The following is a 25,280-nucleotide window of genomic DNA, read 5'->3' as shown; positions in this document are numbered from 1 at the left end:
AAATAACACTATAGGAATTATTTTTGCGCTCCCTTAAAAAAACGGAAGTTGTAATACGATTATGATGAAAACGCTATATCTCTATTTTTTCCTGATGCTTTGTTCCGGCGCGCTCTACGCGCAAACGCCCCGGCAAGTTAGCGGCGTGGTGAAAGACACCACTGGCCAGTCGGTAATTGGCGCCACCATTAAGCTGGTTGCCGGTACCGATACCCTCAGAATGAGCAGTAAAACTGATGGAACCTTCTCGTTCAATAACGTGAAAAGGTCGCAGTTCGTACTCACCATCTCTAACCTGGGTTACAACCAGCAAACGCGTAAGTACGCATATAACGACGGCGCAGAGCCCATCGTGCTCGAGCCCATCGTGCTGAAAGAGGAATCGCAGGTGTTGGGCACCGTAAACATCACCACGGTACGCTCGGTGATCATTAAGGAAGACACCATCGAGTACCGTGCGTCTGACTATAAATTACCCGTGAACTCTACCACCGAAGACTTGCTGAAAAAAGTTCCCGGGCTGGAAGTGGATAAAGACGGTGCCGTAACCGCCCAGGGCAAAAGCGTAACCAAAGTACGCGTAAACGGTAAAGACTATTTTGGCGGCGACCTGCAAACAGCCACGAAAAACCTCCCGGCCGACCTCATCGAGCGGATCCAGATCATCGATGATTATGGCGACCAGGCAAACCTGACGGGTTCACGCAACGGCGACTCGGAAAAGATCATTAACATCACTATTCGCCCGGATAAAAACAAAGGATTTTTCGGGAACGCTGTAGCCGGCGCAGGTCGCGACGTGCAGGATGCGGGCGCCCCCGAAGCCGAACGGCACCAGCTTTCGGCCAATGCCAACTATTTTAACAATACACGGCAAATGAACATCCTCGGAAACATCAACAATACTAACGCCAACCTGTTCAACTTCGGTGGCGGCGGCAACAATGGTGGCGGCGGTGGTAATAACGGCGGTGGCGGAGGCAACAACGGCGGCGGCGGTGGTAATAATGGCGGCGGCGGTGGTGGCAACAACGGTGGTCAGCCGCGAGGCGGAAACAGCCTGAACGGGCGCGGCGGCGGTAACGACGGTATCTCTTCCGCTAGTGCGGTTGGTTTTAACTACCGCGACCAGCTTGGCAAACGCGTAACCACTTATGGTAGCTACAGCTTCTCGAACAGGGATAACAACAGCGTAAGCACTACTTTCCGCGAAGATCCATACCCTACCAACGGTAACGTGCTCAATAACATCAAAACCGATGCGCTTACTTCTACCCTGAACCACCGGTTTAACTGGAACCTGGAATTTGCGCCCGACAGCATGAACTACATTAAGTTCTCCCCTTCTTTTAGCTACAGCAAAAGCAACGGCAACAGCTATACACAGCTTGCCCAGCAGGGAAACTCGATCATTAACAGTTCTACGCAAAATACCCGCGCCCTTACCTCTAACGAAACTCCTAACTGGGGAGGCAATATTTTGCTGAACCACCGCTTCCACAAACAGGGACGTAACGTATCGTTATTCTTAAACATTAACGGCAACAATACCAACTCAGACCAGGAAACAGACTTTATCGGGACCTACAGGGACGTAACTACCAATAACGTGGTAAAAGATTCGACGCTGAACCAGCGCCTGCACAATGACAATAAAAGTGTAAGCAGCGGGGCCCGCTTCCTCTATATCGAACCTATCGGCAAGCGTGCGTCATTGGAAGCGAACTGGAACTACAGCCGTGCAAACTACGACAACGCCCGCGAAACTTTCGATCTTAATAAAGGCGACGTGCGCGTAGATTCGCTGAGTAATATTTATAACTACTCGTTTACCACCAACAACTTCGGTTTAACTTACCGGTTTACCGAGAAAAAGTACAACTACTCGATCGGGATAAGCGGACAGCCGTCGCTGCTGGAAGGCGAATCGATAAGCCGGGGCGTCACCTCCCGCCGTACGGGTTTTAACTTCGTCCCGATCGCACGGTTCACCTACAAATTCTCACGGTCCAAGGAGTTTAACGTAAACTATTTCGGTCGTAACAACGAACCAAGTTTCCAGCAGATCCAGCCGGTGGCCGACCGCTCTAACCCGAATAACCCGATTATCGGTAACCCTAACCTGAATGCGGAGTTTAACCATAGCTTTAACATCCGGTTTAACAATACGCAGTTCACTACCGGGAGAACGTTGTTCGCTAACTTTAACTTAAACATGACCAATGACAAGATCGTGAACAACTCCGTAAGGGTGATTAAGAACAAGATCATCACCCAGGAAACCCGGTTCCTGAACGCAGATGGCTACTACAGCATGTTTGGTTTCTATACGTATTCTATCCCGATGGCGCAGCGTAAGTACATCTTAACCTTCGGCGGATCGCTTAACTACAACAACAACATCTCTTATGCCGACTCTGAGAAGAACATCGGCAAGAACACCATCGCTTCACAACGCGTACGGCTGCAGATCAATCCTTCCACCAGGTTCGAGCTGACCCCGCAGGTGCGTTATATTTACAATGCCACTAAAAACTCGTTATCCGATTTCGCCAACTCCAACAATAACCTGCAAACCTGGGAGATGAGCACCGATGGCAAGTTCTTCTTTGCCAAAAGCATGCTGGTAGGGATCGACTACAACAAGAACATCAACTCCGGTTACAGCGGCTCGGTGGCCAACAACCCGCAGATCCTGAGCACTTACCTGGAAAAACAATTCTTTGAGGATAAAAGAGCCACTTTACGTTTCCAGGGATATGACCTGTTTAACGAAAACACTGGCATTTCAAGTACGATCAGCACCACGGGGGCACGTACCGAAACCCGCAACAACCGCCTTGGACGCTATTTCATGATGACGTTCACCATGCGGCTTCAGAAATTTGCCAGCGGCTCCATCGCGCCTGACAATATGAACCAGAACAACGGCGATCGCCGGAGAGAAGGCGGCTTCGGTGGCGGCAACCGTCCGCCGGGAACGGGAAACTAAATCAGGACCGGAAATAAAATGCGGCTGTCACTTTCGGAGACAGCCGCATTTTTTTATGGACCAATATTACTCCTGGTTGATCGCCCCCGTTACACGCTCATACATGCTTTTAAACCCGAGCGAATCTTCCAGCCGCGAGATCAATGCCAGGAAATCGCTTCCGGCCTCACTCAGCCAGGCCTCGTTCTGTTCTTTAATGATGGCAAGTAACGGCTTCAATTTCGTCATCAGCTGCTTTCCTTCGTCAGAAAGAGAGATCAGGCGCTTGCGGGCGTCGAACTGGTCGTAAACAGAAACGATCAGGCCGCGCTCATGCATCTGCGCCGTAAATTGTACGATAGCCGGGTGGCTCAGCTTTAATGAGTCCGAGATCTCCACCACAGATAACGTGCCTTTCTTCTCCAGCAAAGCCATCACGAGGAACCACCTGGACTCAAAATCCAGGTTCTGTTCTTTGTACACGCGGCTCACGTCCTGGCCAAGCTTGTCGCTCAAACGCTTAAGCCTTGTTGCTAACGCTAAAGCACCCAGGCTGTTGATAAAATCCATATGTCAGCCGGCTCTTCTTTTCTCGTCTTCGGCGCCGGAAACTCTCCGCGGTGCCGACGATGGGCTGCGCCCGAACCGGTAGGTAAAGTTAAGCGTTGCTACGCGCGAATCGCGCTGCTGGTAAAAGTTTTCTACATAGCCGGTGGAACGGGTAACCGCCCTCGTTTTACTGGTATAAAAAACGTCGGCCAGGTTTAGCTTCACACTGGCCTTCCTGTTCCATAATTGTTGCTGTAATCCCGCCGAAACCGACCAGATGGGCCGCACGGTCATAAAGGCATACACTTCTTTGGTCTGGTAAACACCCGCCACTTCGGCCGTGAGGCCAGCGTTTATGGTAATGGCATTGCTGCTATTAATACCGAATGTTGGCGTGCCGCTGTGCAGATGGGTATTTACCAGGTTGCCGCTGTAAAGCCCGTAATAAAAATTGAGGTTGTTGGTACTGGTAAGCCAGGGAGCGGGGTGCACCGGTGCAGACACGCTCACCCCATAATAGTTGAGGCTGGCAAGGTTCCGGTCGGTCTGGATCACCAGGTTTGCCTGCGATTTATCCGGCGACAATACCGAGATCATATTGTCGGTAGTGTGGCTGTAGCTATACTTCGTGGTAATACTTTGGTTAATGGTATGTGTAACCTCCACCGAATAAGTGAGCTCTGGCTTGAGGAAAGGATTGCCGGAATTATAGGTGCTGGCGTTAATGTAGTACTTAAACGGGTTAAGCTGGTTGTAAGTAGGCCGGTTAATCCTGCGGCTTACCGAAATACCCAGTTCGTGTTTATTGTTAAACTTGTAGCCCGCATACCCGCTTGGGAACAACTGTACGTACGAGCGGTCGAAGGAATCGCCCCCGTTTAGCTGCTCGCCCTCCGAATTGGTATTCTCTATACGCAAACCTCCCTGCAGCGTCCATTTCTTTTGCTGCGAAGAGATATTGACGTAGGCGGCATTGATATTCTCCTGGTATAAAAAATGGTTGCTTTTCGACATATCTAATATATTGTTGCCGTTGCTGCGGTCATAAAAGGAAAGGTTATTATCGGCGCTTACCCAACTGCTTTTTAAGCCGGCTTCCAGGCGCGCCGTTTTATTAAGGGGTTGAGCGTAATCGGCTTTTGCCGACCGTATGCTGAGGTGACCGTGCAGGTCGCCATACAAATGGTAGTCGGGCTTTTCCTGCGTGTTGGCCGCCGTACGGTACGTGGTTACATAGTTCTGGTCATCGTTGGTATTGTAACGTGCATAATCCAGGTCGACCGAAAGCTCTTTCTTACCCGCCTGGTCCAGCCGCTGGCGGAGGTTAAGGTTAAGACCCGGGTTAAACCGCCCGTTTGTGCTGTTAGAAGCGGTATGCGCGTACGATGACGCTGTATGCTGCGCGTTTATGCGCGTAGACTGGTTATCGCCGTTACGGTCTATGTTGAGGTTAAATCCGTTGGCAGTAAACCCAACGGTGGTCTTAGCCGATACGTTATAATCGAGCCCCGCCCGGTAGTTGTGGGTGTTGTACCGCGCTTTAAAGTAATTGGCCTGGTCGTCGGCGCCCGTAAAATTCCCGGATTCGTCAAAATCGCGGTAAATGGCCAGGTCGGTAAACTCGCGCCGAAAGATGTAATTGTACGATCCGAACAGGTTCACTTTCTTATTACGGTGATTCAATGTCAACCCGGAATTGGCTTTGTTGTATTTTCCCTGTAAAAGGGAGGCCGACAAGCTTCCGTTCGTGCCGTTGCGCTTGTCCTTTTTTAACCTGATATCAATGATTCCCGAATTACCCGAAGCATCATACCGGGCAGAAGGATTGGTCACCAGCTCGATCTTCTCGATGGCGTTGCTCGACATGCCCCGCAGCATGGTCGCCAGCTCTGCGCCCGACATGGGCACCAGTTTCCCGTCGATCATTACCTGCACCCCCTGCCTGCCCCGCATTTTAATGTTATCGTTCTGGTCTACGGTAATTCCCGGCGCCTTTTCCAGCACTTCCATAGCGGTGCTCCCGGCAGACACGATACTGCTTTCTACGTTCAGCACCGTTTTATCAAATTGCTGCTGGATGAACGGCTTCTGCCCCGTGATGGCCACCTCCTTTAACTCGCTGGTACGCTCCCGCAACTGGATGGTGCCCAGGTCGGCTTTGGCCGCATTCACCACCGCAGAGCGATAGGTTTGCAGCCCGATATGTGAGATCCGCACCCGGTAATCGCCGGCAGGGACCAGCTCGAACGCGAAATTCCCGGATTCATCCGCGATATCCGTCTTAACCAGCGCCGAATCAGCGGCCCTGACCAACTGCAGCGTTACTTCTTTAAAGCTGATCTTCTTCTCCGCAACCATTCTGCCTTTAATAGTGAAGGGGCCCGTCTGCGCAAAACCGATATTTATGTAAGTGCTTACATATATAAGCACGGCGATCCTTTTAAACCGATTCGTTTTCATCAAAAGTGATTTTAGAAGAAGACTCCCGGAAAGGAGAAAAGTTGCAGGGGGGAAAAAATATTTCCCCTTTTCCTACTTCTTAACTTTTACGTCTACAGACGCCGTCATTTTCTCCCATGTAAGTGCAATTTTCACCTTATTGGGCTGGGGGAGTGTAAGCTTATAGAACAGTACTTCAACGGGCGGGTCAATTTTACCCATGGTCATTTTCACGCGGCCAAGGTCCTGTGCCTGATCGTAGGTTAAGCCCCATTGGCCAAGTTGTTTATTAATGATGAGCTCCCAGTGCTGCGGGTCAACGAGCGAAACATACAGGGTATAGTCGCCTTTCGGAACACTTAATCCCCCGATCTCGAGATCCGCATCGGTGTGGAAAGTAGTGGCCGAGTTGGCGCCCGCACGCCAAACAGGGAAGTTCTTTTCCCTGGAGAGCAAGCCACCGGCGCCGAAAATATCACGGCCTTTTACTGAAGGGGCGGCATATTTTACCGAGATCACTTTTCCACCGATAACCACCGAATCTTTGGCCGGCGGGCTCGCAGGCGCTTTCTGCGCGCTGGCTTCACCCGCAAAAACCGCCGTGAACAGCATACATACCAGGGCGATACGGCCCTGATTCTTCTTAAATATTTTCATAATCGAGTTAATTATATGGGGTTAAGGTAGCAAAAAATCTTTAAGATCCGTACGCCACCACTTCCTGCCTCGATGTTCCCAACCCGTCGATCCCAAGCTCCACCACATCGCCCGCTTTTAAATAGACCGGCGGCTTAAAACCGAGGCCTACGCCTGCCGGAGTTCCGGTAGAGATCACATCACCCGGCAGCAACGTCATAAACCGGCTTAAATAGGAGATCAAGTATGGCACGTTAAAAATAAAGTTCGATGTATTACCGTCCTGCATCTTCTCGCCGTTCACGGTAAGCCAGAGGCGAAGGTTGTCCGGGTCGCTTATTTCGTCGGCCGTAGCCATGAACGGGCCAAGCGGAGCGAAAGTATCACAACCTTTTCCCTTATCCCAGGTGCCATTACGCTCCAGCTGGAACTCACGCTCCGATACGTCGTTATGCAATACATAGCCCGCGATAAAGCCTGCCGTGTCTGCCTCTTCTACATAGCTCGCTTTTTTTGCGATCACTACCGCCAGCTCCACTTCCCAGTCGGTTTTAACCGAGTTTTTAGGGATCACGATGTTATCGAAGGGGCCGGTCAGCGAGCTTGTAGCCTTCATGAACACCACGGGCTCTGCGGGGATTGGCGCATTGGTTTCCCGCGCATGGTCGGCATAGTTCAGCCCGATACAGATGATCTTGGACGGACGCGCAATGGGCGATCCCAGCCGTTCACCATCGTCTATGGCAGGTAACCGCCCTTCGTTTCCGGCAACAAAAGCGCTTAGGCGCCCGAGGCCGCCTGTTTCAAAGAATTGTTCGTTATAGTCTTCGCCAAAAGCGGAAGTATCCAGCTTTACGCCGTTTATGATCACACCGGTTTTTTCCTGCCCCGGCTGACCCCATCGTATCAGTTTCATGTGTACTATATTAGTTGTTTAGTTTTACAAATCCGCCATCGATCGGGTAATCGCAGCCGGTAATGAAGCCCGCTTCATCAGAACAAAGATACAGGGCCAGGGAGGCGATCTCGGAAGGATTTCCCATCCGGCCGATCGGCTGGCTTTTCGACAGTTTCTCAAAGATCGCTTCTTCCTGCCCGGGGTAATTTTTCGCGATAAAGCCATCTACGAACGGGGTATGCACCCTGGCGGGCGAAATGCTGTTGCAGCGGATCTTGTCATGTAAATAGTCGCGTGCCACAGACATCGTCATGGCATAAATAGCGCCTTTGCTCATGGAATAGGCAAACCGGTCGGTAATACCCACCAGGGCCGCGATCGAAGCCATGTTCAGCACAATACCGCCACCCTGCTCGCGCATTCGCGGAAGCGCCGCATAGAGGCAGTTATAGGCGCCCTTTACGTTAATGTTAAAGATGCGGGTAAAATCAGCTTCCGAGGTATTCTCCACCTTACCTACATGCGCCACCCCGGCGTTATTTACCAGGATATCCGCATTTCCTATCTCGTTAAAAATAGCAAGAACCTGTTCCTGGTTACTTACGTCGCAGCTGTATGCTTTGGCGGCCCCGCCGGCTGCTACGATCTCGTTTACCGTTTGCGCGGCCGCATCGGCATTCAGCTCGATAATATGAACACGGGCGCCCTGGCTGGCAAACAACGACGAAATGGCACGGCCGATCCCGCTTCCGCCACCGGTGATCACCGCGGATTTTTTTGCTAAACTGAATAAGGTCATAGTTGAAATATTTTATCCATCATCAGCCACTTTTCGCCCGACTTGGCTTGCGGAAGCGCCTGCTGGTATTTCCACATCAGTTGCTCCCACTCTGCCACGCTGGGGTTGGCGGCATCTGCTTCCTGTTTACGTACGGGGTCGAACGTTTCGTCGGTATCCATGATCATAAACAGCCGGGTAGCAATGCGGTAGATCTCCATGTTAGTGATCCCGGCATCCAGGATGCTTTTCCTGATCTCGGGCCAGATCGCCTGGTGGTAATCCTCGTACTCGGCAATTAAAGCCGGGTCGTCTACCAGGTCGAGCGCTAAACAATATCGTTTCATTTTTCTTGGTTGTCAGCGGTCGGTTTTCAGTCATACCTGGCGCCTTAAACGAGGCTGATGACTGTGGCTGACCGGCCAATATTAATTAATTTCTGCCATTGATAAACTCCCGCTGGTAATTTAACGGGCTCTTGCCGGTGATGATCTTAAAATATTTGTGAAAACTGGCGAAGTTGTTAAAGCCGCTCTCATAACACAATTGTTTAATGCTCAACCGGTTGTCTATCAGCAGGCGGCAGGCGTGCCCTACTTTGATCTCTATGAGGAACTGGGAATAAGTTTTTCGGGTACGCAGTTTAAAGTAGCGGCAAAAGGAATTCGGGCTGATCCCGGCAATTGCGGCAATTTCCTCCAGCTGGATCTTACGCTTAAAGTTAGCCATCGAGTATTCGTAGATCTCGTTAATCCGTTCTTTTTCAGATTCTTCGAATTTGTTTTTAAAGCCGATGGATGATATGGTGCTCACATCATTACCTTTCGACACCGCTATTAGGATCCGGATCAGGTTTAGCACACGCTCCGGTCCTTCGGAATGCAGCATTTTATCCAGCAGCTCTACCACCTGCCGTTTGGTATCGCCGGTTATAAGCAACCCGTACCGTGATTTTTCGAGCACCGTTTTAATGGGCTTGTTCTCCGGAAGGTTCAAAAAGTGATCTCCCCAAAAGTTCTCGGTGAAGTGTGACACCCGCACGTCGGCCCGGGTACCCGAATCCGTTTTATAATACGCATCGTCGAACCGGAAATAGTGGGGCAGTTGTGTACCGATCATCAGCAGGTCGTCTGGGTGAAAAACGCTGATATTATCGCCCACGAAACGCGTGCCGTCGCCCTCTTTAATGTGGATCAGTTCAACCTCCGGGTGGTAATGCCACCTGTTATTAATAGGCATCAGGTCCTGCCGTACGCTAAAGGATTGCGCGGGGCCGGGAGAGATCTTGAGGAGCTGGGGTTTCATTCAGGCTAAATCTTATGGGTTTGAACGTTCAACCCTATTGCGTGATCGTAAATTCCTTTTTCAATTTAATGTCCTCCGCCGATGCGCCCGCCATCACGGTAAACTTACCGGGTTCTACTGTCCAGTTCATATTCTTATCCAGCAACGCGAAGTGGTCAGGCTCAAGCGTAAAGGTTACCGTTTTCTTTTCGCCGGGAGCGAGGGTAAGGCGTTCAAAACCCCGGAGGTCGAAATCGTAGGTGGTTACGCTGCTTACCTGGTCTTTCAGGTAAAGCTGTACCACTTCGTCGCCCGTGCGTTTGCCTGTATTCGTTACATCTACTGTCACCTTAACGGTTCCCTGGGCTTTGAGCGTTTCGGGACTGACAACCAGGTTGCTATAGGCAAACGTTGTGTAGCTCAGGCCATAGCCGAAGGGATACAAGGCGCCGTTCACGCTCGATTTGCCGTAGCCGTTAGGACCGCTGGCCGGCTGCCCGGCCTGTGATGCAGGCTTGAACGGGAAGTTATACTCGAGCTGGCCGATGCTTTTAGGGAATGTTACGGTGAGCTTGCCACCGGGATTGTTGTCGCCGAACAACGTTTCTGCGATCACCGTTCCGCTTTGCGGGCCTGGCGACCATGCTTCGAGGATGGCGGGAACATACCTGTTCTCCCAGTTAATGGTAAGTGGTTGCCCGTTTATCATCACCATTACTACCGGTTTGCCGGTAGCCTGAAGCGCCTGGATAAGCTGCAGCTGCCTTCCTGGGAGGTTTAACCCGGTACGTGACACGCTTTCGCCCACCTGTTTTTCTGTTTCGCCAACTACCGCGATAACTACATCGGCTTTCATGGCTGCGGCAACAGCTTCGCTGATGGCGGCCTGTTCTTCCCGGGTAAGCGGCTCTTCGATGATCTCACTTTCGGGCCATGTGGCATCCACCACTTCACAACCTTTCGCAAAGGCGACGTTTATATTCGTTCCCGCATAGGTTCTTATCCCGTCCAGCACCGTAGTTACCGGGTTGTTAGACGGACCGTAACGGCTGGTGGTATAATTCATTTCGGTGGCCAGCGGGCCGGTGACCAGGATATTTTTCAGTTTGCTTTTATCGAGGGGAAGCAGGTTGCCGGCGTTTTTAAGCAGCACCATCGACTTACGGTTCATATCGAGCGCCAGCGCTTCATCCGGCGGCGTATGCACCAGTTTATCGGCCGCTTTGGGGTCGGCTACGTAGGGATGATCAAACAGGCCGAGCTTAAATTTCACCCGCAATACGTCGCCTACCCGTTCATCGAGCGTTTTCATCGAAATGCTGCCTTCCTTTACCAGCTCTCGCAAAGGTCCGATAAAGTTCTCCGGCGGGGTAAAATTGGTTCGCACGTTTAGCCCGGCTTCCACCACCTGCCGCACGGCTTCTTTATAGGTGTCGGCAACATGGTGCTTGGAAAACAGGTATTCTACCGCCTCACTGTCAGACACGATGTAACCGCCAAATCCAAATTGGTGGCGCAGCAGCTCCGTGAGAAAATAGTAACTCCCGGTAACCGGCACGCCATCCCAATCGTTATAGCTGCTCATTACGCCCATCGGCATTGCCTCCTGTACCACCCGCCTGAACGGGTATAGGTACAACTGGTGCATTTCGCGCGGCGCCACGTGCGGATCAGTACGTGCATTGCCGTCACGGCCGCCTTTAGGCACACTGTACACCGCGTAATGTTTTAACGTAGATGCTACACCTTGCTCCTGGATGCCAAGTACCAGCTGTTTGCCCATTTCGGCGATATGAAACGGCGATTCACCATAACATTCTATCACACGGCCCCAGCGCGGGTCGCGGGCCGGATCGAGTATCGGCGCGTACACGTTGGTGTAACCCAATGCTTTGGCCTCACGGCCGATCATGCGTCCTGCCTGCCTGATCAGCTCTTTATCCCAGGTGCTGCCCATGCCGATGGGTGCGGGAAGCGGCGTCGCCCGGTCATGACATAAGCCATGGATCGCTTCATTGGTAAAGTCTACCGGGATTCCCATCCGCGTTTCTTCCACAAACCATTTCTGCACGGTATTAATCGCATCGGCATGCTTGCTAAAGGGGAACGAGTAAGCTGTTTTGGCCTTGGCATTGTACGCCAGCGAATTGAGGTTTTCGTCGATGTTGGCAATCCCATCCTTCCATATCTCGTTCTTCCACCCGGCCGTAGGCATTTCATCTTTCAATACCCGGCCGTAGCCGTAGAGCGTAGCCATCTGGCAGGTCTTCTCCTCCACCGTCATCTGCGAAAGCAGGTCGCTTACCCGCTTTTCCACCGGTTCCGCCGGGTCTTCGAATACGTCCTTTTTGCCGTTCTTATTAAAATCGATCCAGCCTTTCTGGTAGATGTTTTTTACCTGGCCGTCCGCCACCGGCTTACCCGACTGGGCAAGCCCGCTCAATGAAGGCAGTATCAAAATTCCTGCTGCAATACCACGTAACAGCATGACCTGTTTTATCATTCGATAGTTATATTAGTTAGTTCCGCTTACCTGGCAAGTGATAATTTTTGCGCTTTCTAAACTAGGCATTATTTTTATTAATGCTATGCAGATTGGCATAAAACACGATCTGTTCTGGTAAACCAGGGTATTATAGCTGAATTATCGCCCTGAACGGGCGAGATTTAACACGGAAACGTTTGCGTAAATAATTTGGTTAAATTCCCGGAGCAGGCTTTAAAAAAGGCTACCATTGTGCCAACCAGTTATTGTCAGCCCATGAAAATAATCAGCCGCACCGCCGCGTTTCTCCTGTTACCTGTCCTGGTATTTTCCGCTTTTCGCCTGGAAGAGCCCGGATGGCAGTCCAGGTACGTAAAGATCAGCAAAGACGGGGCGCTTACCTATGTACCTGATGAGAAAGGAAACATCATTCCTGATTTCAGCCGGGTAGGGTACCACCAGGGCGACCAACCCATCCCGGACGTTCCCGTGGTAAAAACCATTTCTCCTGCCGCGTCCGGCGATAGCCGGCAAATGATCCAGGATGCCATCAACGAGGTAGCCCGCCGCACGCCCGACGCAAAAGGTTTCCGCGGGGCTATCCTGTTAAAAAAAGGCACCTACCTCATTCCAGGCACCATCACGGTTAACGCGGGCGGCATCGTGCTGCGCGGCGAGGGCGATACTCCGCAGGGGACGAGGCTCGTGGCTGCCGGTAAGGGCCAGCGGACATTGCTTACCATTACCGGGAGCGGCACATTAACCGAAGTAAGGGGCTCGCGGGTAAAGATCACCGACCCGTTTGTGCCGGTCGGCGCATTTTCGTTTAACGTAACATCGGCAGCCGGCTTTAAGGCGGGCGACCCGGTAGTACTTTTCCGCCCAGGTACAGAAAACTGGATCCACGACCTTAAGATGGACCAGATCGATGCACGCGAAGGCACCAAACAATGGCAACCCGGTGAGTACGACCTGAAATATGAACGGGTGATCACAAAAATAACCGGCAATAAGATATTCCTCGATAATCCCGTGGTAATGGAGATGGAAACCAAATATGGCGGCGGCGAGCTCTGCAAATATACGTTCGCGGGACGCTCGGCGGAATGCGGCGTGGAAAACCTATACTTCGAATCGGCCTACGCCGGGGATATCGACGAGGACCATGGCTGGACTGCCGTACAGTTCAGTAAAACCGAAAACGGGTGGGCGAGGAACATCACCTCCAGGTATTTCGGCAACTCGTGCGTAAGCATCGGCGGCACCGCCAAATACATCACCGTAACCGATTCCAAATGCCTGGATGCCAAGTCGGTGATCACCGGCAGCAGGCGTTATTCCTTTAATGTAGACGGCCAGCTGAACCTGGTCATGAATTGCCAGGCCACGGAAGGCCGCCACGATTATGTAACCGGCGCCCGCGTAACGGGGCCCAACGTGTTTTACAATTGCACGGCAAAAAATACGCATGCCGATATCGGCCCGCACCACCGGTGGGCAACCGGCACCTTGTTCGACAACATTGTAACCGATGGCGAGATCAACGTGCAGGACCGCGGTAAAATGGGCAGCGGCCATGGTTGGTCGGGTGCCAACCAGGTGATGTGGAACTGCACCGTAGCCAGCGCCGCCGTGCAGGACCCGTGGGTATCTGCCCGGAATTACAGCATCGGCACCCAGGGCAAAATCGCGCCTGGCGCCATACCCGACCGCAACAAAGCGACCTGGGAAGGGCAGAACAAAAAGGGGTTAACGCCCAAATCGCTGTATATGGCGCAGCTGATGGCGAGAAAGGGTAAGCGTTAAACGCAGTACGCCCGGCGTATCACGGTTTCGGGAGCGTCACCTTAAACGTTGTTCCTGCGTTTTCGCGGCTGGTAAAGCTGATACTGCCATGGTGCCACTCCACGATCGTTTTGATCACCGACATACCGAGGCCGATGGTGGGTTCGCCTTTCAAACCCGGACGCCTAGCCGGTGTGAACTTATCGAACAATGCGGTGTGGTATTTTTCCGGGATGCCAATCCCGGTGTCGGTCACGAGCAGCACTACCGCATCAGGCTCTTCCAGTACAGATACCTTGATCTCTCCATCATCAGGCGTAAATTTGATGGCATTCCACACCAGGTTGTTTATCACCAGCATAAACTTAGCATCATCAAGCATCGCGAAAATTTCATTCGTCGGGGAATGGAAGCGGAACGCCTTGCCGGCCGTACCGTCCATATCCTGGTACTGGCGCACGATGTCTTCGGCCCGTTTCGCCAGGTTCACGCGCTTTAGCATGAGGTCTGTGTCGGCCGCTTCCAGGAATTCGGCTTGCAGGAATTCATTTAACAGGTTGATATTCTGTTCACTGATCTCCCTGATCATCGATACGATGCGGAGCAATCCCGGATCACTGAGCGCTTCGAGCGATGTTTGCAGCGACGAGGAGAGTGTTTTCATGATCGCCAGGGGGCCTGCCAACTCGTGAGAAATAATATGCATGATCGCGTTCTTGCGGCTGGCGAATTTATGAAGCATTTCCGTATTGCGTTTTGCCTCGGAAATGTCTGACGCATTCGCCAGGATCACCTGGGTTCCCCCATTCTGTATTAAATAAGGCGATAAACAGAGCCAGATCTCCTGCTGCCCGGGCAGGTTAAGCCTGAACTCCAGGTCGAGCTTGATAATTCCCGCCACTACCTGATCGAAAGTTTCTTTCATGAATACCTTATCCTCGTCATGTACCATTTTAAAAATGGTACCCGGATTGGTATCGGTTACGCCCAGCCTGCGGAGAAAGTTTTTGAACGCAGGATTGGCGTATACGAATTGTTTAAGGGAAGGATCGTAAGCAAAGATCATTTGCCCGGTTTCATCGGAAAATGTCTTCAGGAAGGTAAATTCAGTAAGCAAACCGGTAAAATAAACGCATTTTTAAACGCTCTGACACAAAACAAAAAAATGGCCGTTTTGATTTGCAACCGCGAAGAAATATGATCATCGTTTTGATAGCAGCGCGTAAAGTTCTTCTATAAGGGGCACTTGTGCGGGATTTAACCGGATCCTGGCCTCCTCCAGGCTGCACCACGCCGCCTTATCTACCTCCTCGATCTGCCTGATCTTACCCGATTTCGGCGGCCATTCCATCGGGAAGGTGTTGCTTTTCACTTTAGCGGGGTCGAGGTCGCCGCGGGTGGCCCAGGCGAATATCCGTTTCCCGGACTTTATGGTAACGGGCTCCAGCTCTAAGAAATCGCCTTCACGCGTAAGCGGTAACCCCAATTCTTCTTCAAACTCGCGGATAGCTGCGGTTAATGGATCCTCTTCGTCTGTGAACTCGCCCTTAGGCACCGACCACACGCCGGCATCTTTTTTGGCAAAGAACGGGCCACCGGGGTGCACCAGCAAAAACTCAGGGATACCTGAAAAAAACCGGTACAATACGATCCCCGCGCTCTTTTTCTGCATCGAAAGTTTAAATTATTTACCGCTTTCCAAACGGCATTTTTGGCATTCCGCGCATCATTTTGGCTGCGGCGGCAGGATTTGAAAACTGCTTCATCACCTTACGCATATCATCAAACTGCTTGATCAGCTTGTTCACCTCGGCTATATCGGTGCCCGAGCCTTTCGCAATGCGGACACGGCGGCTCTGCGCAATCACGTCGGGGTTCTCGCGTTCATACGGGGTCATGGAACGGATAATGGCTTCGATAGGCTTGAAGGCATTGTCATCGATATCAATGTCTTTGATCGCTTTACCCACCCCGGGGATCATGCCCATGAGGTCCTTCATGTTACCCATCTTTTTGATCTGTTGGATCTGGCCGATAAAATCGTTGAAGTCGAATTTATTCTTGCGGATCTTCTTCTGAAGCTCGGCAGCTTCCTTCTCGTCGAACTGTTGCTGGGCACGCTCAACGAGCGACACCACGTCGCCCATCCCCAGGATCCTGGAGGCCATCCTCTCCGGATAGAACACGTCGAGCGCTTCCATTTTCTCGCCGGTACCGATAAATTTGATGGGCTTGTTCACCACCGATTTTATGGAAAGGGCGGCGCCGCCGCGGGTATCGCCATCCAGCTTGGTAAGCACCACGCCGGTAAAGTCCAGGCGATCGTTAAATGCTTTGGCGGTATTTACCGCATCCTGCCCGGTCATAGCGTCTACCACGAAAAGGATCTCGTTCGGTTTCGTGCTTGTTTTCACCTGCGCGATCTCGTTCATCATCTCCTCGTCGATGGCCAGCCGACCGGCGGTATCGATGATCACTACGTTCTGGCCGTTCTTTTTTGCTTCGGCGATCCCTTCGAGGGCAATACCCACAGGATCTTTGGAGGCCCGGTTGGTGTATACGCTGACGCCGATCTGGCCGGCGAGCACTTCCAGCTGGTCGATGGCCGCCGGGCGGTAAACGTCGCCCGCTACCAGGAGCGGCTTCTTGCCTTTACGGGTCTTAAGGTAGTTGGCAAGCTTACCGGAGAAGGTGGTTTTACCGGCACCGTTCAGGCCGGCGATCAGGATAATGGACGGGTTGACCGAGAGATTTACTTCTACCACCTCACCGCCCATCAGGCCGGCAAGCTCGTCATTCATGATCTTGGTAAGCAGCTGACCGGGAGAAACAGAAGTAAGCACGTTCTGCCCAAGTGCCTTCTCCTTCACGTCGTCTGTAAAAGCCTTGGCAGTCTTGTAATTAACGTCCGCATCGAGGAGGGCCTTGCGGATCTCCTTCATGGTTTCGGCGACGTTTATCTCGGTGATGCTTCCCTGGCCCTTAAGTACCTTAAACGCGCGGTCAAGCTTATCCTGTAAATTCTCAAACATGGTAATCCTCTCTTAAAAAGCCAGCAAATTTACGTTTATTTTTGCCACTACCCCAATTTCTTATACCTGATGCGGTGCGGGGTAATATCGCCCGTCCGCTTTTTGCGGTTCTCTTCGTATTCCGAGTAGTTACCTTCAAAGAAATAAACCTGCGAATTTCCCTCGAAAGCGAGAATGTGGGTACAGATCCGGTCCAGGAACCAGCGGTCGTGGGAGATAATTACCGCACAGCCGCCGAAGCTTTCGAGGCCCTCTTCCAGCGCGCGTAGGGTGTTTACGTCGATGTCGTTGGTAGGCTCATCCAGCAGCAGCACGTTCGAACTTTTCTTCAGCGTAATGGCCAGGTGCACGCGGTTACGTTCACCGCCCGATAGTACTCCCACCTTTTTCTGCTGATCAGCGCCGTTGAAGTTGAATTTCGACACATACGCCCTCGAGTTCACCGGCCGGTTGCCCAGCAGGATCGTTTCCTGGCCGTCGGTGATATTTTCCCAAACGGATTTTCCTGCGTCGAGGTCATCATGCAGCTGGTCCACATAACCGAGGGCAACCGTTTCGCCCACGCGGAAAGTGCCCGCATCGGGCTGGTCCTGCCCGGTTATGAGCCTGAACAGCGTAGTCTTACCCGCCCCGTTGGGCCCGATAATTCCCACGATCCCCGCCGGGGGGAGCGAAAATTCCAGGTTCTCGAACAGGATCTTATCGCCGTAAGCTTTCGTTACGTTTTGCGCCTGGATCACCACGTTGCCCAATCGCGGGCCTGGCGGGATAAAGAGCTCCAGCTTATCCTCGCGCTCCCTGGTTTCTTCGGAAGCGAGCTTCTCATAGTTGGCCAAACGTGCCTTCGATTTGGCATGACGCGCTTTGGGCGCCATCCGCACCCATTCCAGCTCGCGCTCGAGGGTTTTCTGGCGCTTGCTTTCCGACCGCTCTTCCGACGCAAGACGCCTGGCTTTCTGGTCGAGCCACGATGAATAATTTCCTTTCCACGGGATACCTTCGCCCCGATCGAGCTCGAGGATCCAGCCGGCTACGTTATCGAGGAAATAACGGTCGTGGGTTACCGCTATCACAGTGCCTTTATATTGTTTCAGGTGCTGCTCCAGCCAATCGATACTCTCGGCATCAAGGTGGTTGGTAGGCTCGTCCAGGAGCAATACGTCCGGTTCGCTCAGCAGCAGGCGGCAAAGCGCCACCCTCCTGCGCTCTCCTCCTGACAAAGTGGCAATTTTTGTATCCGGCTCCGGGCACCGAAGTGCATCCATCGCACGTTCGAGGCGCGAGTCGAGCTCCCATGCATTGGTGGCGTCGATCTTGTCCTGCAGCTCGCCCTGGCGCGCCAGCAGCGTATCCATGGCACCGGCATCCTCGTACACCTCCGGCAGGCCGAACTTTTCGTTGATCTCCCCGTACTCCCTGAGTACCTGGGTAATCTCCGCCACTCCTTCCTCAACTATCTCACGCACAGTCTTTTCCGGGTCGAGCTGCGGTTCCTGCTCCAGGTAGCCCACTTTGTACCCCGGCGAAAAAACCACTTCCCCCTGGTACGATTTATCAATGCCCGCGATGATCTTCAGCACCGACGATTTACCGGAACCGTTCAAGCCGATCACACCGATCTTCGCTCCGTAGAAAAAGGAGAGGTAAATGTTCTTTAAAACCTGCTTCTGGGGAGGGTAGGTTTTATTTACCCCCGCCATGGAAAATATGATCTTCTCGTCTGCCATTCTTTCGTTAATTCGTGAAATGAGGGTGCAAATATCGCCAAATTGGTCACCTTTTAGTAATTTTTATTATCTTGAACACCATAGATACTATTTGCGCCTAAATGGCGTAATTGTTGATAACTTACGATATCACACATCGCACTGGTTTAGTTGAAAACATTTTAATAGATTAGGGCGTTCAACACGAAGAAAGGTATATACATGGAAGCTAAATTTTCACCACGTGTCAAAGACGTAATTTCCTATAGCAGGGAAGAAGCATTGCGGCTGGGACATGATTATATCGGCACAGAGCATTTATTATTGGGCCTCATCCGCGAAGGCGATGGCATGGCCATTAAGATATTAAAGGCCCTGGGAGTTGATACACCCCGTTTACGGCGCGCCATCGAGGACGCGGTAAAAGGGACCACCAGTACCACCGTTAACCTGGGAAATATCCCGTTAACCAAACAGGCAGAAAAAGTGCTGAAAATCACTTACCTGGAAGCTAAAATATTCAAAAGCGAAGTGATCGGTACGGAGCACCTGCTATTGTCGATCCTGCGCGACGACGACAACATCGCTTCCCAGATCTTATTGCAGTTCAATATTAACTACGATATTTTTAAAGCTGAGGTTGAGCAGAATAAAGACGGTTTTAAGGATGAAGCGCCGGGCTCAGCCGCAGGCGACGATGATTTCCGCGAAGAAGAATCATTCAGCCAGCCAAAGAAGGTATCTGACATTAAGTCTAAAACCCCCGTTCTCGACAATTTCGGCCGCGATTTAACGCGTGCCGCGGAAGACGGAAAACTCGACCCGATCGTGGGCCGTGAGAAAGAGATCGAGCGTGTTTCGCAGATCCTGTCGAGAAGAAAGAAAAATAACCCGATCCTGATCGGCGAGCCGGGCGTAGGTAAATCGGCCATCGCAGAAGGACTCGCGCTCCGCATCGTGCAGCGTAAAGTATCCAGGGTACTGTTTAACAAACGGGTGGTTACGCTCGATCTTGCCTCGCTGGTAGCAGGCACTAAATACCGCGGCCAGTTCGAGGAAAGAATGAAAGCGGTGATGAACGAGCTGGAGAAGTCGCCTGACGTGATCCTGTTCATCGACGAGATCCATACGATCGTAGGCGCCGGCGGCGCTTCAGGTTCGCTGGATGCTTCGAACATGTTCAAACCGGCGCTGGCACGGGGCGAGATCCAGTGCATTGGCGCCACCACGCTTGATGAGTACCGCCAGTACATCGAAAAAGACGGCGCACTCGACCGCCGTTTCCAGAAGGTGATGGTAGAACCGGCGTCACCGGCAGAAACCATCGAGATCCTGAACCGCATCAAGGAAAAATATGAAGAACACCATGGCGTAACGTATACCGAAGAAGCGATAAACGCCTGTGTGGCGCTTACTTCCCGGTACATTACCGACCGGTTCTTACCTGACAAAGCGATCGATGCCCTCGACGAATCGGGCTCGCGCGTACACCTGACCAACATCCATGTACCGCAAACCATCATCGACATTGAACAGAAGATCGAAGAGATCAAGGTAGAAAAGAACCGTGTAGTGAGGAGCCAGAAATACGAAGAGGCCGCCAAGCTGAGAGATACCGAGAAGCACTTGCTCGAGGAACTTGAACGCGCAAAATCTGAATGGGAGGCCGAAACCAAGACTAAACGTTATACCGTTACCGAGGATAACGTGGCAGAGGTTGTATCTATGATGACCGGAATCCCCGTACAACGGGTGGGCCAGACGGACAGCCAGAAACTGCTGGCCATGCCAGACAAGATCTCCGGCAAGATCATCGGGCAGGAAGACGCCATCAAGAAACTGACACGCGCCATCCAACGCACCCGCGCCGGGTTAAAGGACCCTAAAAAGCCAATCGGTTCGTTTATCTTCCTCGGTCCCACCGGCGTCGGTAAAACTGAACTGGCAAAAGAGCTTGCCCGCTTTATGTTCGACAGCGAGGATTCGCTGATCCAGATCGACATGAGCGAGTACATGGAAAAATTCGCGGTATCACGGTTAGTGGGCGCGCCTCCGGGATATGTTGGCTATGAGGAAGGCGGACAGCTTACAGAAAAGGTACGCCGCAAACCCTATTCGGTGGTGTTGCTCGACGAGATCGAGAAAGCACACCCGGATGTGTTTAACATCCTGCTCCAGGTGCTCGACGAAGGTCAGCTGACCGATAGCCTTGGCCGTAAAGTGGACTTCAGGAATACCATTGTGATCATGACCTCGAATATCGGCGCGCGCCAGCTGAAAGATTTCGGCCAGGGTGTTGGCTTTACCACCAGCGCCAAGGCATTGCAAAGCGAAACACATTCGCGCAGCGTGATCGAGAACGCGTTAAAGCGTGCTTTCGCACCTGAGTTCCTGAACCGCATCGACGATGTGATCGTGTTTAACTCGCTGGGTAAAGACGAGATCTTTAAGATCATCGATATTGAGCTTAAAGCCTTGTTCGAACGGGTAAGCAGCCTTGGCTACGACATCGCATTGACCGAAAGCGCCAAAGAATTTATTGCCGATAAAGGATATGATTCTAACTTCGGCGCCCGTCCGCTTAAAAGGGCCATCCAGAAATACCTCGAAGATCCTATCGCCGAGGAGATCCTGAAAGGTGGCCTTACCGATGGCGACGTGATGGAAGTAAGCTACGACAAAGAGGCCGACGAGATCAGGGTTACCCGTAAAACGGCCGATAAAGAAGCACATGAAGAAAAGAAAGAGGAGTAGTTTCTTCTCCTTTTAACAAACTTCTCATATTGGGCCGCGGTTGCAACCGCGGCCCTTTTTATTTCGTCTGACCTGTATATTAATTCTGAAGATTATGAAACGTTCAACCTTGTTACTCATATTACCCATCTTATTTTTAATCTCCTCCTGCGAGAAAAGAGAATACGTAACTCCAAACCGTACCATTATCGTAAATCTTGGCTCGGGAAGCTGGATCTCTTCCAATGGCGGCAAAACGTATACGGCAGCCATCGACATGCCCGAGATCGACGGCTACTTTAATGAGAACGGCGCTGTGCTGGTATATGCTTCTTTCGGCTCCAACATATATGAGCAGGTCCCGGAAGTGTACAACGGCATCGCCTATAGCTTCACGCACCGGGTAGGCCAGGTGGCCCTGGAGATCCAGGCATCTGACGGGAAAACAGTGATCACACCTCCCGGATCGGTAAAGATCAAGGTGGTGCTGGTGGAATCGTATTAAGTTTCGATTAATAAAAGTGTGCTGCACCCCGGGGTATGGCACACTTTTACTATGTTTACTTATGAAATTTTCTGTCCTGGTATTTATTAATGCCCTGGCTGTTGCACTGTCTCTCGCAATACTGAACTTTTACTTTCAGCATAACTGGTACAATCTTGCCATTACCTTCCTGGTAAGCCTGATCGTTAGCTTCGTGGTATTCTATTACCTTATCGAACGCTACGTGTATAGCAAGATCAAGATCATTTATAAACTCATTCACAACCTCAAACTGGGCAAGGACCTGAAAGACGCGCTCGGCGAGCATATGTTCAGCAGCGACCCGATCAACGACGTGCAGCAGGAGGTAAAAGAATGGGCACGAGATAAGAAAAGCGAGATCGAAACCCTCAAGAACCAGGAAGCTTTCCGCAGGGAGTTCCTTGCCAACGTATCGCACGAATTTAAAACACCCTTATTCGCCATCCAGGGTTTTATCGAAGCCATCAGGGACGACGAGTTTGAAGACAAAGAGCTGGCTATACGGTTCCTGGACAAGGCGTCGAAAAACATCGACCGGCTGAGCTATCTCCTGAAGGACCTCGACGCCATCTCCAAGCTGGAAAGCGGCGAAGTGCCCGTCACCTTCGAACGGTTCGATCTCTCGGTGCTGATCCGCGAGGTATTCGATACCCTGGAGATCAAGGCAAAAACATACAAGATCTCGCTCATCTTTAAAGACAAATACAACTACCCGGTCATGGTAAACGCCGACCGTGAAAAGATCCGGCAGGTATTGGTAAACCTGATCGACAACTCGTTTAAGTACGGCTCGGAGTTTGGCACCACCTTTATCAAGATCTTCGAGCTTTTTGACCAGGTACTGGTGGAAGTAACAGACAACGGTCCGGGCATAGAAGAAAAAAGCCTGCCCAGGATCTTCGAACGGTTTTACCGCACGGAGAAGAGCAGGTCGCGCGAAATCGGCGGATCGGGCCTCGGCCTGGCCATCGTAAAACATATCATCGAGGCGCACCAGCAAACCATTTCCGTTCGAAGCACGGAAGGGATCGGGTCCACGTTTGGATTCACCCTTGGAAAGGGGTAGTCACAATAAGTTAACACTAAATTAACATATGGATCGTAGCTTTGTCACAATTAAATAAATATGGCCTTAAATAACATTTTCAAGTATTTCGTTCCAAAGGACAGGGTATTTTTCCCGCTATTTGAACAGGCGAGCGCTAACCTTATTAAATGCGGCGAAACATTGGTTGAAGCCGTAAAAACCAGCGACCTCAAGCGCCGGAACGAGCTTTTTAAGCTAATCAATGACCTGGAGCATAAAGGCGATGAGATCACCCACCAGCTTTACCTGGAACTGAGCAAGAATTTTATTACGCCATTTGACCGTGAAGATATCCATTCGCTGGCTTCAGCGATCGATGACATAGCTGATTACATCCAGGGCTCGGCCAACCGGATGGAGCTTTATAACGTTACGGTAATGACCGACCCGATCGTAAAGCTGGCAGAGCTGGTACACCAGGGTTGTATCGACGTAGATAAAGCGGTACGCGAGCTAAAGAACCTGAAGAACATTCGCATCATTACCGATTCGTGTGTACGCATCAACAGCATGGAGAACCAGGCCGATTACGTTTTTGAACGTGCCGTTGCCCATCTCTTTGATTACGAAGACGACGCCAAAACCATTATCAAATACAAAGAAGTACTTGCCGCCCTCGAAACGGCCACAGACAGGTGCGAGGATGCTGCCAACGTAATGGAGTCGATCCTGGTTAAGAACGCTTAAAATACAGGATCTATGGTTACTTCATTACTGGTTATAGTAGTTATTCTTGCTATCGCATTTGATTACATCAATGGTTTCCACGATGCAGCAAACTCTATCGCTACCATCGTTTCTACCAAGGTGCTTAGTCCCTTCCAGGCGGTACTCTGGGCTGCGATCTTTAACTTCGCCGCTTATTTTTACTTCACCGACCATAAAGTGGCCAATACGGTAGCTAAAACAGTTACCGAAAACTTCATTACGCTGCACGTGATCCTGGCAGGACTTATCGCAGCTATCTGCTGGAACCTGCTCACCTGGTATTATGGGATCCCGTCAAGCTCTTCACATACCCTCATCGGCGGGTTTGCCGGCGCGGGGATCACCAACGCATTGCTGATGGGTGCCAGCCCGCTCGCCGCCATTAACGGCGGGTATGTGATCAAGATCGTTTCATTTATTGTACTTGCGCCGATAATAGGGTCTATATTTTCCGTGATCATCGCGCTGATCATTATTAACGCATGCCGCAATGTCCGGCCGCACACTGCCGAGAAGTGGTTTAAAGGTCTTCAGCTGCTTTCGTCTGCTGCGCTGAGCTTTACGCACGGCGGCAATGACGCGCAAAAAGTAATGGGAATCATTTATGTCGCCATCCTGGCGGCGAAGGTTCCCAACGTAACCGAAATGCCGGGCTGGGTTCCGCTCGTGTGTTACATCGCGATCGCCGGCGGCACCATGACCGGGGGCTGGCGGGTTGTTAAAACGATGGGATCACGTATTACCAAGGTTACGCCGCTGGAGGGCGTGGCCGCGGAATCTGCCGGTGCAGTTACATTAGGCATTACAGAACACTTCGGGATCCCGGTTTCAACTACGCATACTATTACCGGCTCGATCATCGGCGTAGGCATGACCAAGCGTATTTCTGCCGTTAGATGGGGGGTTACTATTAACCTGGTATGGGCCTGGATATTAACCATCCCGGTATCGGCCTTGCTGGCCGCAGTCGTTTACCTGGTGATCAACGTATTTAACTAACTTTCTATCAAAAATACGATCAGCTCCCTGGGGCCGTGTGCGCCCAATACCAGCGTTTTCTCGATGTCGGCGGTACGACTGGGCCCCGTAATGACCGAAGTCATGGAAGGCAGGTTTTGCCCGTACCGGGCTTTCAGCAATTTGAACGCGTCTTTCAGGTCGGGCACCAGCTGCGAAGTGTAGGCGAGCACAATATGGTAATGGGGATAAATACTTAACCTTCGTCCTGCAGCACTGCCGTTAGACACCATTACGCTGCCATTACGTGCAATAAGCGACTCGCACAGGGTGATACCCACTTCCGCCAGCATAAAGTCGGTATCGGTGCTGTAAAAGGGGAACTCGTACTTATCCAGCATCTCCTGCAAGGGTGGTTCCCAGCAATAGATCTTCCGCCAGTTCTTTTCATCGGCCATTAGCAGCAGGTTTTCTATGAACTGGATCTCGTCTTCGCAGAAAACGAATTTCCCTGCCGCCATGGTCAGCTGCTCGGCGAAAAGGATGTCGGGATAATCGTCATAACTCTCGTAAAGCGGGGCCTCTTCGAGGTTGGGATAAGGGTTATCGCGCTTTTCGAGCAATGCTTTCCTGATCTTCTTCAGCATCTTTTCACGGGAGGAAGTATTGTCTTTCATTTTTTGAGCATAAAGCTTAAGCTTACAGC

Annotated in this window: 20 protein-coding genes; 7 read left to right on the top strand and 13 right to left on the bottom strand. The window is 51.6% G+C overall.

The annotated features are described in order from the left end of the window. The first annotated feature begins 61 nt into the window (after positions 1-61). A complete protein-coding gene (locus tag GS398_RS06460) occupies positions 62-2,992 on the top strand; it encodes a TonB-dependent receptor (protein WP_160905873.1) in 2,931 nt (976 codons plus the stop codon). 66 nt (positions 2,993-3,058) lie between these two features. Here GS398_RS06460 and GS398_RS06455 read toward each other — a convergent pair whose 3' ends face one another. The 8 genes from GS398_RS06455 to GS398_RS06420 form a co-directional block, all read right to left on the bottom strand. Then, positions 3,059-3,541, bottom strand: coding sequence for a MarR family winged helix-turn-helix transcriptional regulator (locus GS398_RS06455; protein ID WP_160905872.1), 483 nt, complete (start codon positions 3,539-3,541; stop codon positions 3,059-3,061). Positions 3,542-3,544: 3 nt separating this feature from the next. Then, positions 3,545-5,980: an outer membrane beta-barrel family protein gene (locus tag GS398_RS06450; protein ID WP_160905871.1), complete on the bottom strand. Its 2,436-nt coding sequence runs from the start codon at positions 5,978-5,980 to the stop codon at positions 3,545-3,547. A gap of 72 nt (positions 5,981-6,052) precedes the next feature. Next, positions 6,053-6,616: a DUF2911 domain-containing protein gene (locus GS398_RS06445; protein WP_202405962.1), complete on the bottom strand. Its 564-nt coding sequence runs from the start codon at positions 6,614-6,616 to the stop codon at positions 6,053-6,055. 40 nt (positions 6,617-6,656) lie between these two features. Continuing rightward, the gene (locus GS398_RS06440) at positions 6,657-7,511 is read right to left on the bottom strand and encodes a fumarylacetoacetate hydrolase family protein (protein WP_160905870.1); all 855 of its coding nucleotides are present in this window, start codon (positions 7,509-7,511) and stop codon (positions 6,657-6,659) included. A gap of 10 nt (positions 7,512-7,521) precedes the next feature. After that, positions 7,522-8,292 (bottom strand): SDR family NAD(P)-dependent oxidoreductase, encoded by a 771-nt coding sequence (locus tag GS398_RS06435; protein WP_160905869.1) that lies wholly within the window; start codon positions 8,290-8,292, stop codon positions 7,522-7,524. Beyond that, on the bottom strand, positions 8,289-8,618 hold the full coding sequence (locus GS398_RS06430; protein ID WP_160905868.1) for an L-rhamnose mutarotase: 330 nt from the start codon (positions 8,616-8,618) through the stop codon (positions 8,289-8,291). The genes GS398_RS06435 and GS398_RS06430 overlap by 4 nt, the downstream gene beginning before the upstream one ends. An 85-nt stretch (positions 8,619-8,703) precedes the next feature. Beyond that, positions 8,704-9,576 (bottom strand): AraC family transcriptional regulator, encoded by an 873-nt coding sequence (locus GS398_RS06425; RefSeq protein ID WP_160905867.1) that lies wholly within the window; start codon positions 9,574-9,576, stop codon positions 8,704-8,706. 34 nt (positions 9,577-9,610) lie between these two features. Next, positions 9,611-12,058: a glycoside hydrolase family 3 N-terminal domain-containing protein gene (locus GS398_RS06420; protein ID WP_237488095.1), complete on the bottom strand. Its 2,448-nt coding sequence runs from the start codon at positions 12,056-12,058 to the stop codon at positions 9,611-9,613. 258 nt (positions 12,059-12,316) lie between these two features. Here GS398_RS06420 and GS398_RS06415 point away from each other — a divergent pair, with 258 nt between their 5' ends. Beyond that, positions 12,317-13,846, top strand: a complete 1,530-nt coding sequence (locus GS398_RS06415) for a hypothetical protein (protein WP_160905866.1) — start codon at positions 12,317-12,319, stop codon at positions 13,844-13,846. A gap of 19 nt (positions 13,847-13,865) precedes the next feature. Here the strand turns inward: GS398_RS06415 and GS398_RS06410 are convergent, their stop codons facing one another. The 4 genes from GS398_RS06410 to ettA all read right to left on the bottom strand — a co-directional run bounded on the left by GS398_RS06410 (position 13,866) and on the right by ettA (position 18,584). Next, positions 13,866-14,942 carry a PAS domain-containing sensor histidine kinase gene (locus tag GS398_RS06410; protein WP_160905865.1) on the bottom strand — a complete coding sequence of 359 codons (1,077 nt, stop codon included), beginning with the start codon at positions 14,940-14,942 and terminating at the stop codon, positions 13,866-13,868. An 84-nt stretch (positions 14,943-15,026) separates the two neighbouring features. Continuing rightward, entirely contained in the window at positions 15,027-15,497 is a 471-nt protein-coding gene (locus GS398_RS06405; protein WP_160905864.1) for an NUDIX hydrolase, read from the bottom strand. A gap of 16 nt (positions 15,498-15,513) precedes the next feature. Then, positions 15,514-16,857 (bottom strand): signal recognition particle protein, encoded by a 1,344-nt coding sequence (ffh, locus tag GS398_RS06400; RefSeq protein WP_160905863.1) that lies wholly within the window; start codon positions 16,855-16,857, stop codon positions 15,514-15,516. Positions 16,858-16,904: 47 nt separating this feature from the next. Next, entirely contained in the window at positions 16,905-18,584 is a 1,680-nt protein-coding gene (ettA, locus tag GS398_RS06395; RefSeq protein ID WP_160905862.1) for an energy-dependent translational throttle protein EttA, read from the bottom strand. A 201-nt stretch (positions 18,585-18,785) separates the two neighbouring features. On the opposite strand from ettA, the gene GS398_RS06390 reads away from it, so the two are divergent. From GS398_RS06390 to GS398_RS06370, 5 genes are all read left to right on the top strand, one after another. Next, the gene (locus GS398_RS06390) at positions 18,786-21,317 is read left to right on the top strand and encodes an ATP-dependent Clp protease ATP-binding subunit (RefSeq protein WP_160905861.1); all 2,532 of its coding nucleotides are present in this window, start codon (positions 18,786-18,788) and stop codon (positions 21,315-21,317) included. A gap of 94 nt (positions 21,318-21,411) precedes the next feature. Then, complete coding sequence (locus GS398_RS06385; protein ID WP_160905860.1) at positions 21,412-21,801, top strand: hypothetical protein; 390 nt, start codon at positions 21,412-21,414, stop codon at positions 21,799-21,801. A 61-nt stretch (positions 21,802-21,862) separates the two neighbouring features. Beyond that, positions 21,863-22,888 carry a sensor histidine kinase gene (locus GS398_RS06380; protein ID WP_160905859.1) on the top strand — a complete coding sequence of 342 codons (1,026 nt, stop codon included), beginning with the start codon at positions 21,863-21,865 and terminating at the stop codon, positions 22,886-22,888. A 60-nt stretch (positions 22,889-22,948) separates the two neighbouring features. Then, positions 22,949-23,596, top strand: coding sequence for a DUF47 domain-containing protein (locus GS398_RS06375; protein WP_160905858.1), 648 nt, complete (start codon positions 22,949-22,951; stop codon positions 23,594-23,596). A 12-nt stretch (positions 23,597-23,608) separates the two neighbouring features. Continuing rightward, positions 23,609-24,616 carry an inorganic phosphate transporter gene (locus tag GS398_RS06370; RefSeq protein ID WP_160905857.1) on the top strand — a complete coding sequence of 336 codons (1,008 nt, stop codon included), beginning with the start codon at positions 23,609-23,611 and terminating at the stop codon, positions 24,614-24,616. Here the strand turns inward: GS398_RS06370 and GS398_RS06365 are convergent. Continuing rightward, complete coding sequence (locus GS398_RS06365; RefSeq protein ID WP_160905856.1) at positions 24,613-25,251, bottom strand: LutC/YkgG family protein; 639 nt, start codon at positions 25,249-25,251, stop codon at positions 24,613-24,615. The two genes, GS398_RS06370 and GS398_RS06365, sit on opposite strands and share 4 nt — an antisense overlap. Positions 25,252-25,280: the final 29 nt, after the last annotated feature.

Origin of the sequence: Hufsiella ginkgonis, assembly GCF_009834915.1 — a bacterium.
Taxonomy (GTDB): domain Bacteria; phylum Bacteroidota; class Bacteroidia; order Sphingobacteriales; family Sphingobacteriaceae; genus Hufsiella; species Hufsiella ginkgonis.
Note: the sequence above shows the minus strand (reverse complement) of the source record. Positions and strands in the feature narration are given on the sequence as shown.

Coding starts and splice junctions, on each gene's coding strand:
- GS398_RS06460 (WP_160905873.1), top strand. CDS start 62: ATGATGAAAACGCTATATCTCTATTTTTTCCTGATGCTTTGTTCCGGC.
- GS398_RS06455 (WP_160905872.1), bottom strand. CDS start 3,541: ATGGATTTTATCAACAGCCTGGGTGCTTTAGCGTTAGCAACAAGGCTT.
- GS398_RS06450 (WP_160905871.1), bottom strand. CDS start 5,980: ATGAAAACGAATCGGTTTAAAAGGATCGCCGTGCTTATATATGTAAGC.
- GS398_RS06445 (WP_202405962.1), bottom strand. CDS start 6,616: ATGAAAATATTTAAGAAGAATCAGGGCCGTATCGCCCTGGTATGTATG.
- GS398_RS06440 (WP_160905870.1), bottom strand. CDS start 7,511: ATGAAACTGATACGATGGGGTCAGCCGGGGCAGGAAAAAACCGGTGTG.
- GS398_RS06435 (WP_160905869.1), bottom strand. CDS start 8,292: ATGACCTTATTCAGTTTAGCAAAAAAATCCGCGGTGATCACCGGTGGC.
- GS398_RS06430 (WP_160905868.1), bottom strand. CDS start 8,618: ATGAAACGATATTGTTTAGCGCTCGACCTGGTAGACGACCCGGCTTTA.
- GS398_RS06425 (WP_160905867.1), bottom strand. CDS start 9,576: ATGAAACCCCAGCTCCTCAAGATCTCTCCCGGCCCCGCGCAATCCTTT.
- GS398_RS06420 (WP_237488095.1), bottom strand. CDS start 12,058: ATGATAAAACAGGTCATGCTGTTACGTGGTATTGCAGCAGGAATTTTG.
- GS398_RS06415 (WP_160905866.1), top strand. CDS start 12,317: ATGAAAATAATCAGCCGCACCGCCGCGTTTCTCCTGTTACCTGTCCTG.
- GS398_RS06405 (WP_160905864.1), bottom strand. CDS start 15,497: ATGCAGAAAAAGAGCGCGGGGATCGTATTGTACCGGTTTTTTTCAGGT.
- ffh (WP_160905863.1), bottom strand. CDS start 16,857: ATGTTTGAGAATTTACAGGATAAGCTTGACCGCGCGTTTAAGGTACTT.
- ettA (WP_160905862.1), bottom strand. CDS start 18,584: ATGGCAGACGAGAAGATCATATTTTCCATGGCGGGGGTAAATAAAACC.
- GS398_RS06390 (WP_160905861.1), top strand. CDS start 18,786: ATGGAAGCTAAATTTTCACCACGTGTCAAAGACGTAATTTCCTATAGC.
- GS398_RS06385 (WP_160905860.1), top strand. CDS start 21,412: ATGAAACGTTCAACCTTGTTACTCATATTACCCATCTTATTTTTAATC.
- GS398_RS06380 (WP_160905859.1), top strand. CDS start 21,863: ATGAAATTTTCTGTCCTGGTATTTATTAATGCCCTGGCTGTTGCACTG.
- GS398_RS06375 (WP_160905858.1), top strand. CDS start 22,949: ATGGCCTTAAATAACATTTTCAAGTATTTCGTTCCAAAGGACAGGGTA.
- GS398_RS06370 (WP_160905857.1), top strand. CDS start 23,609: ATGGTTACTTCATTACTGGTTATAGTAGTTATTCTTGCTATCGCATTT.
- GS398_RS06365 (WP_160905856.1), bottom strand. CDS start 25,251: ATGAAAGACAATACTTCCTCCCGTGAAAAGATGCTGAAGAAGATCAGG.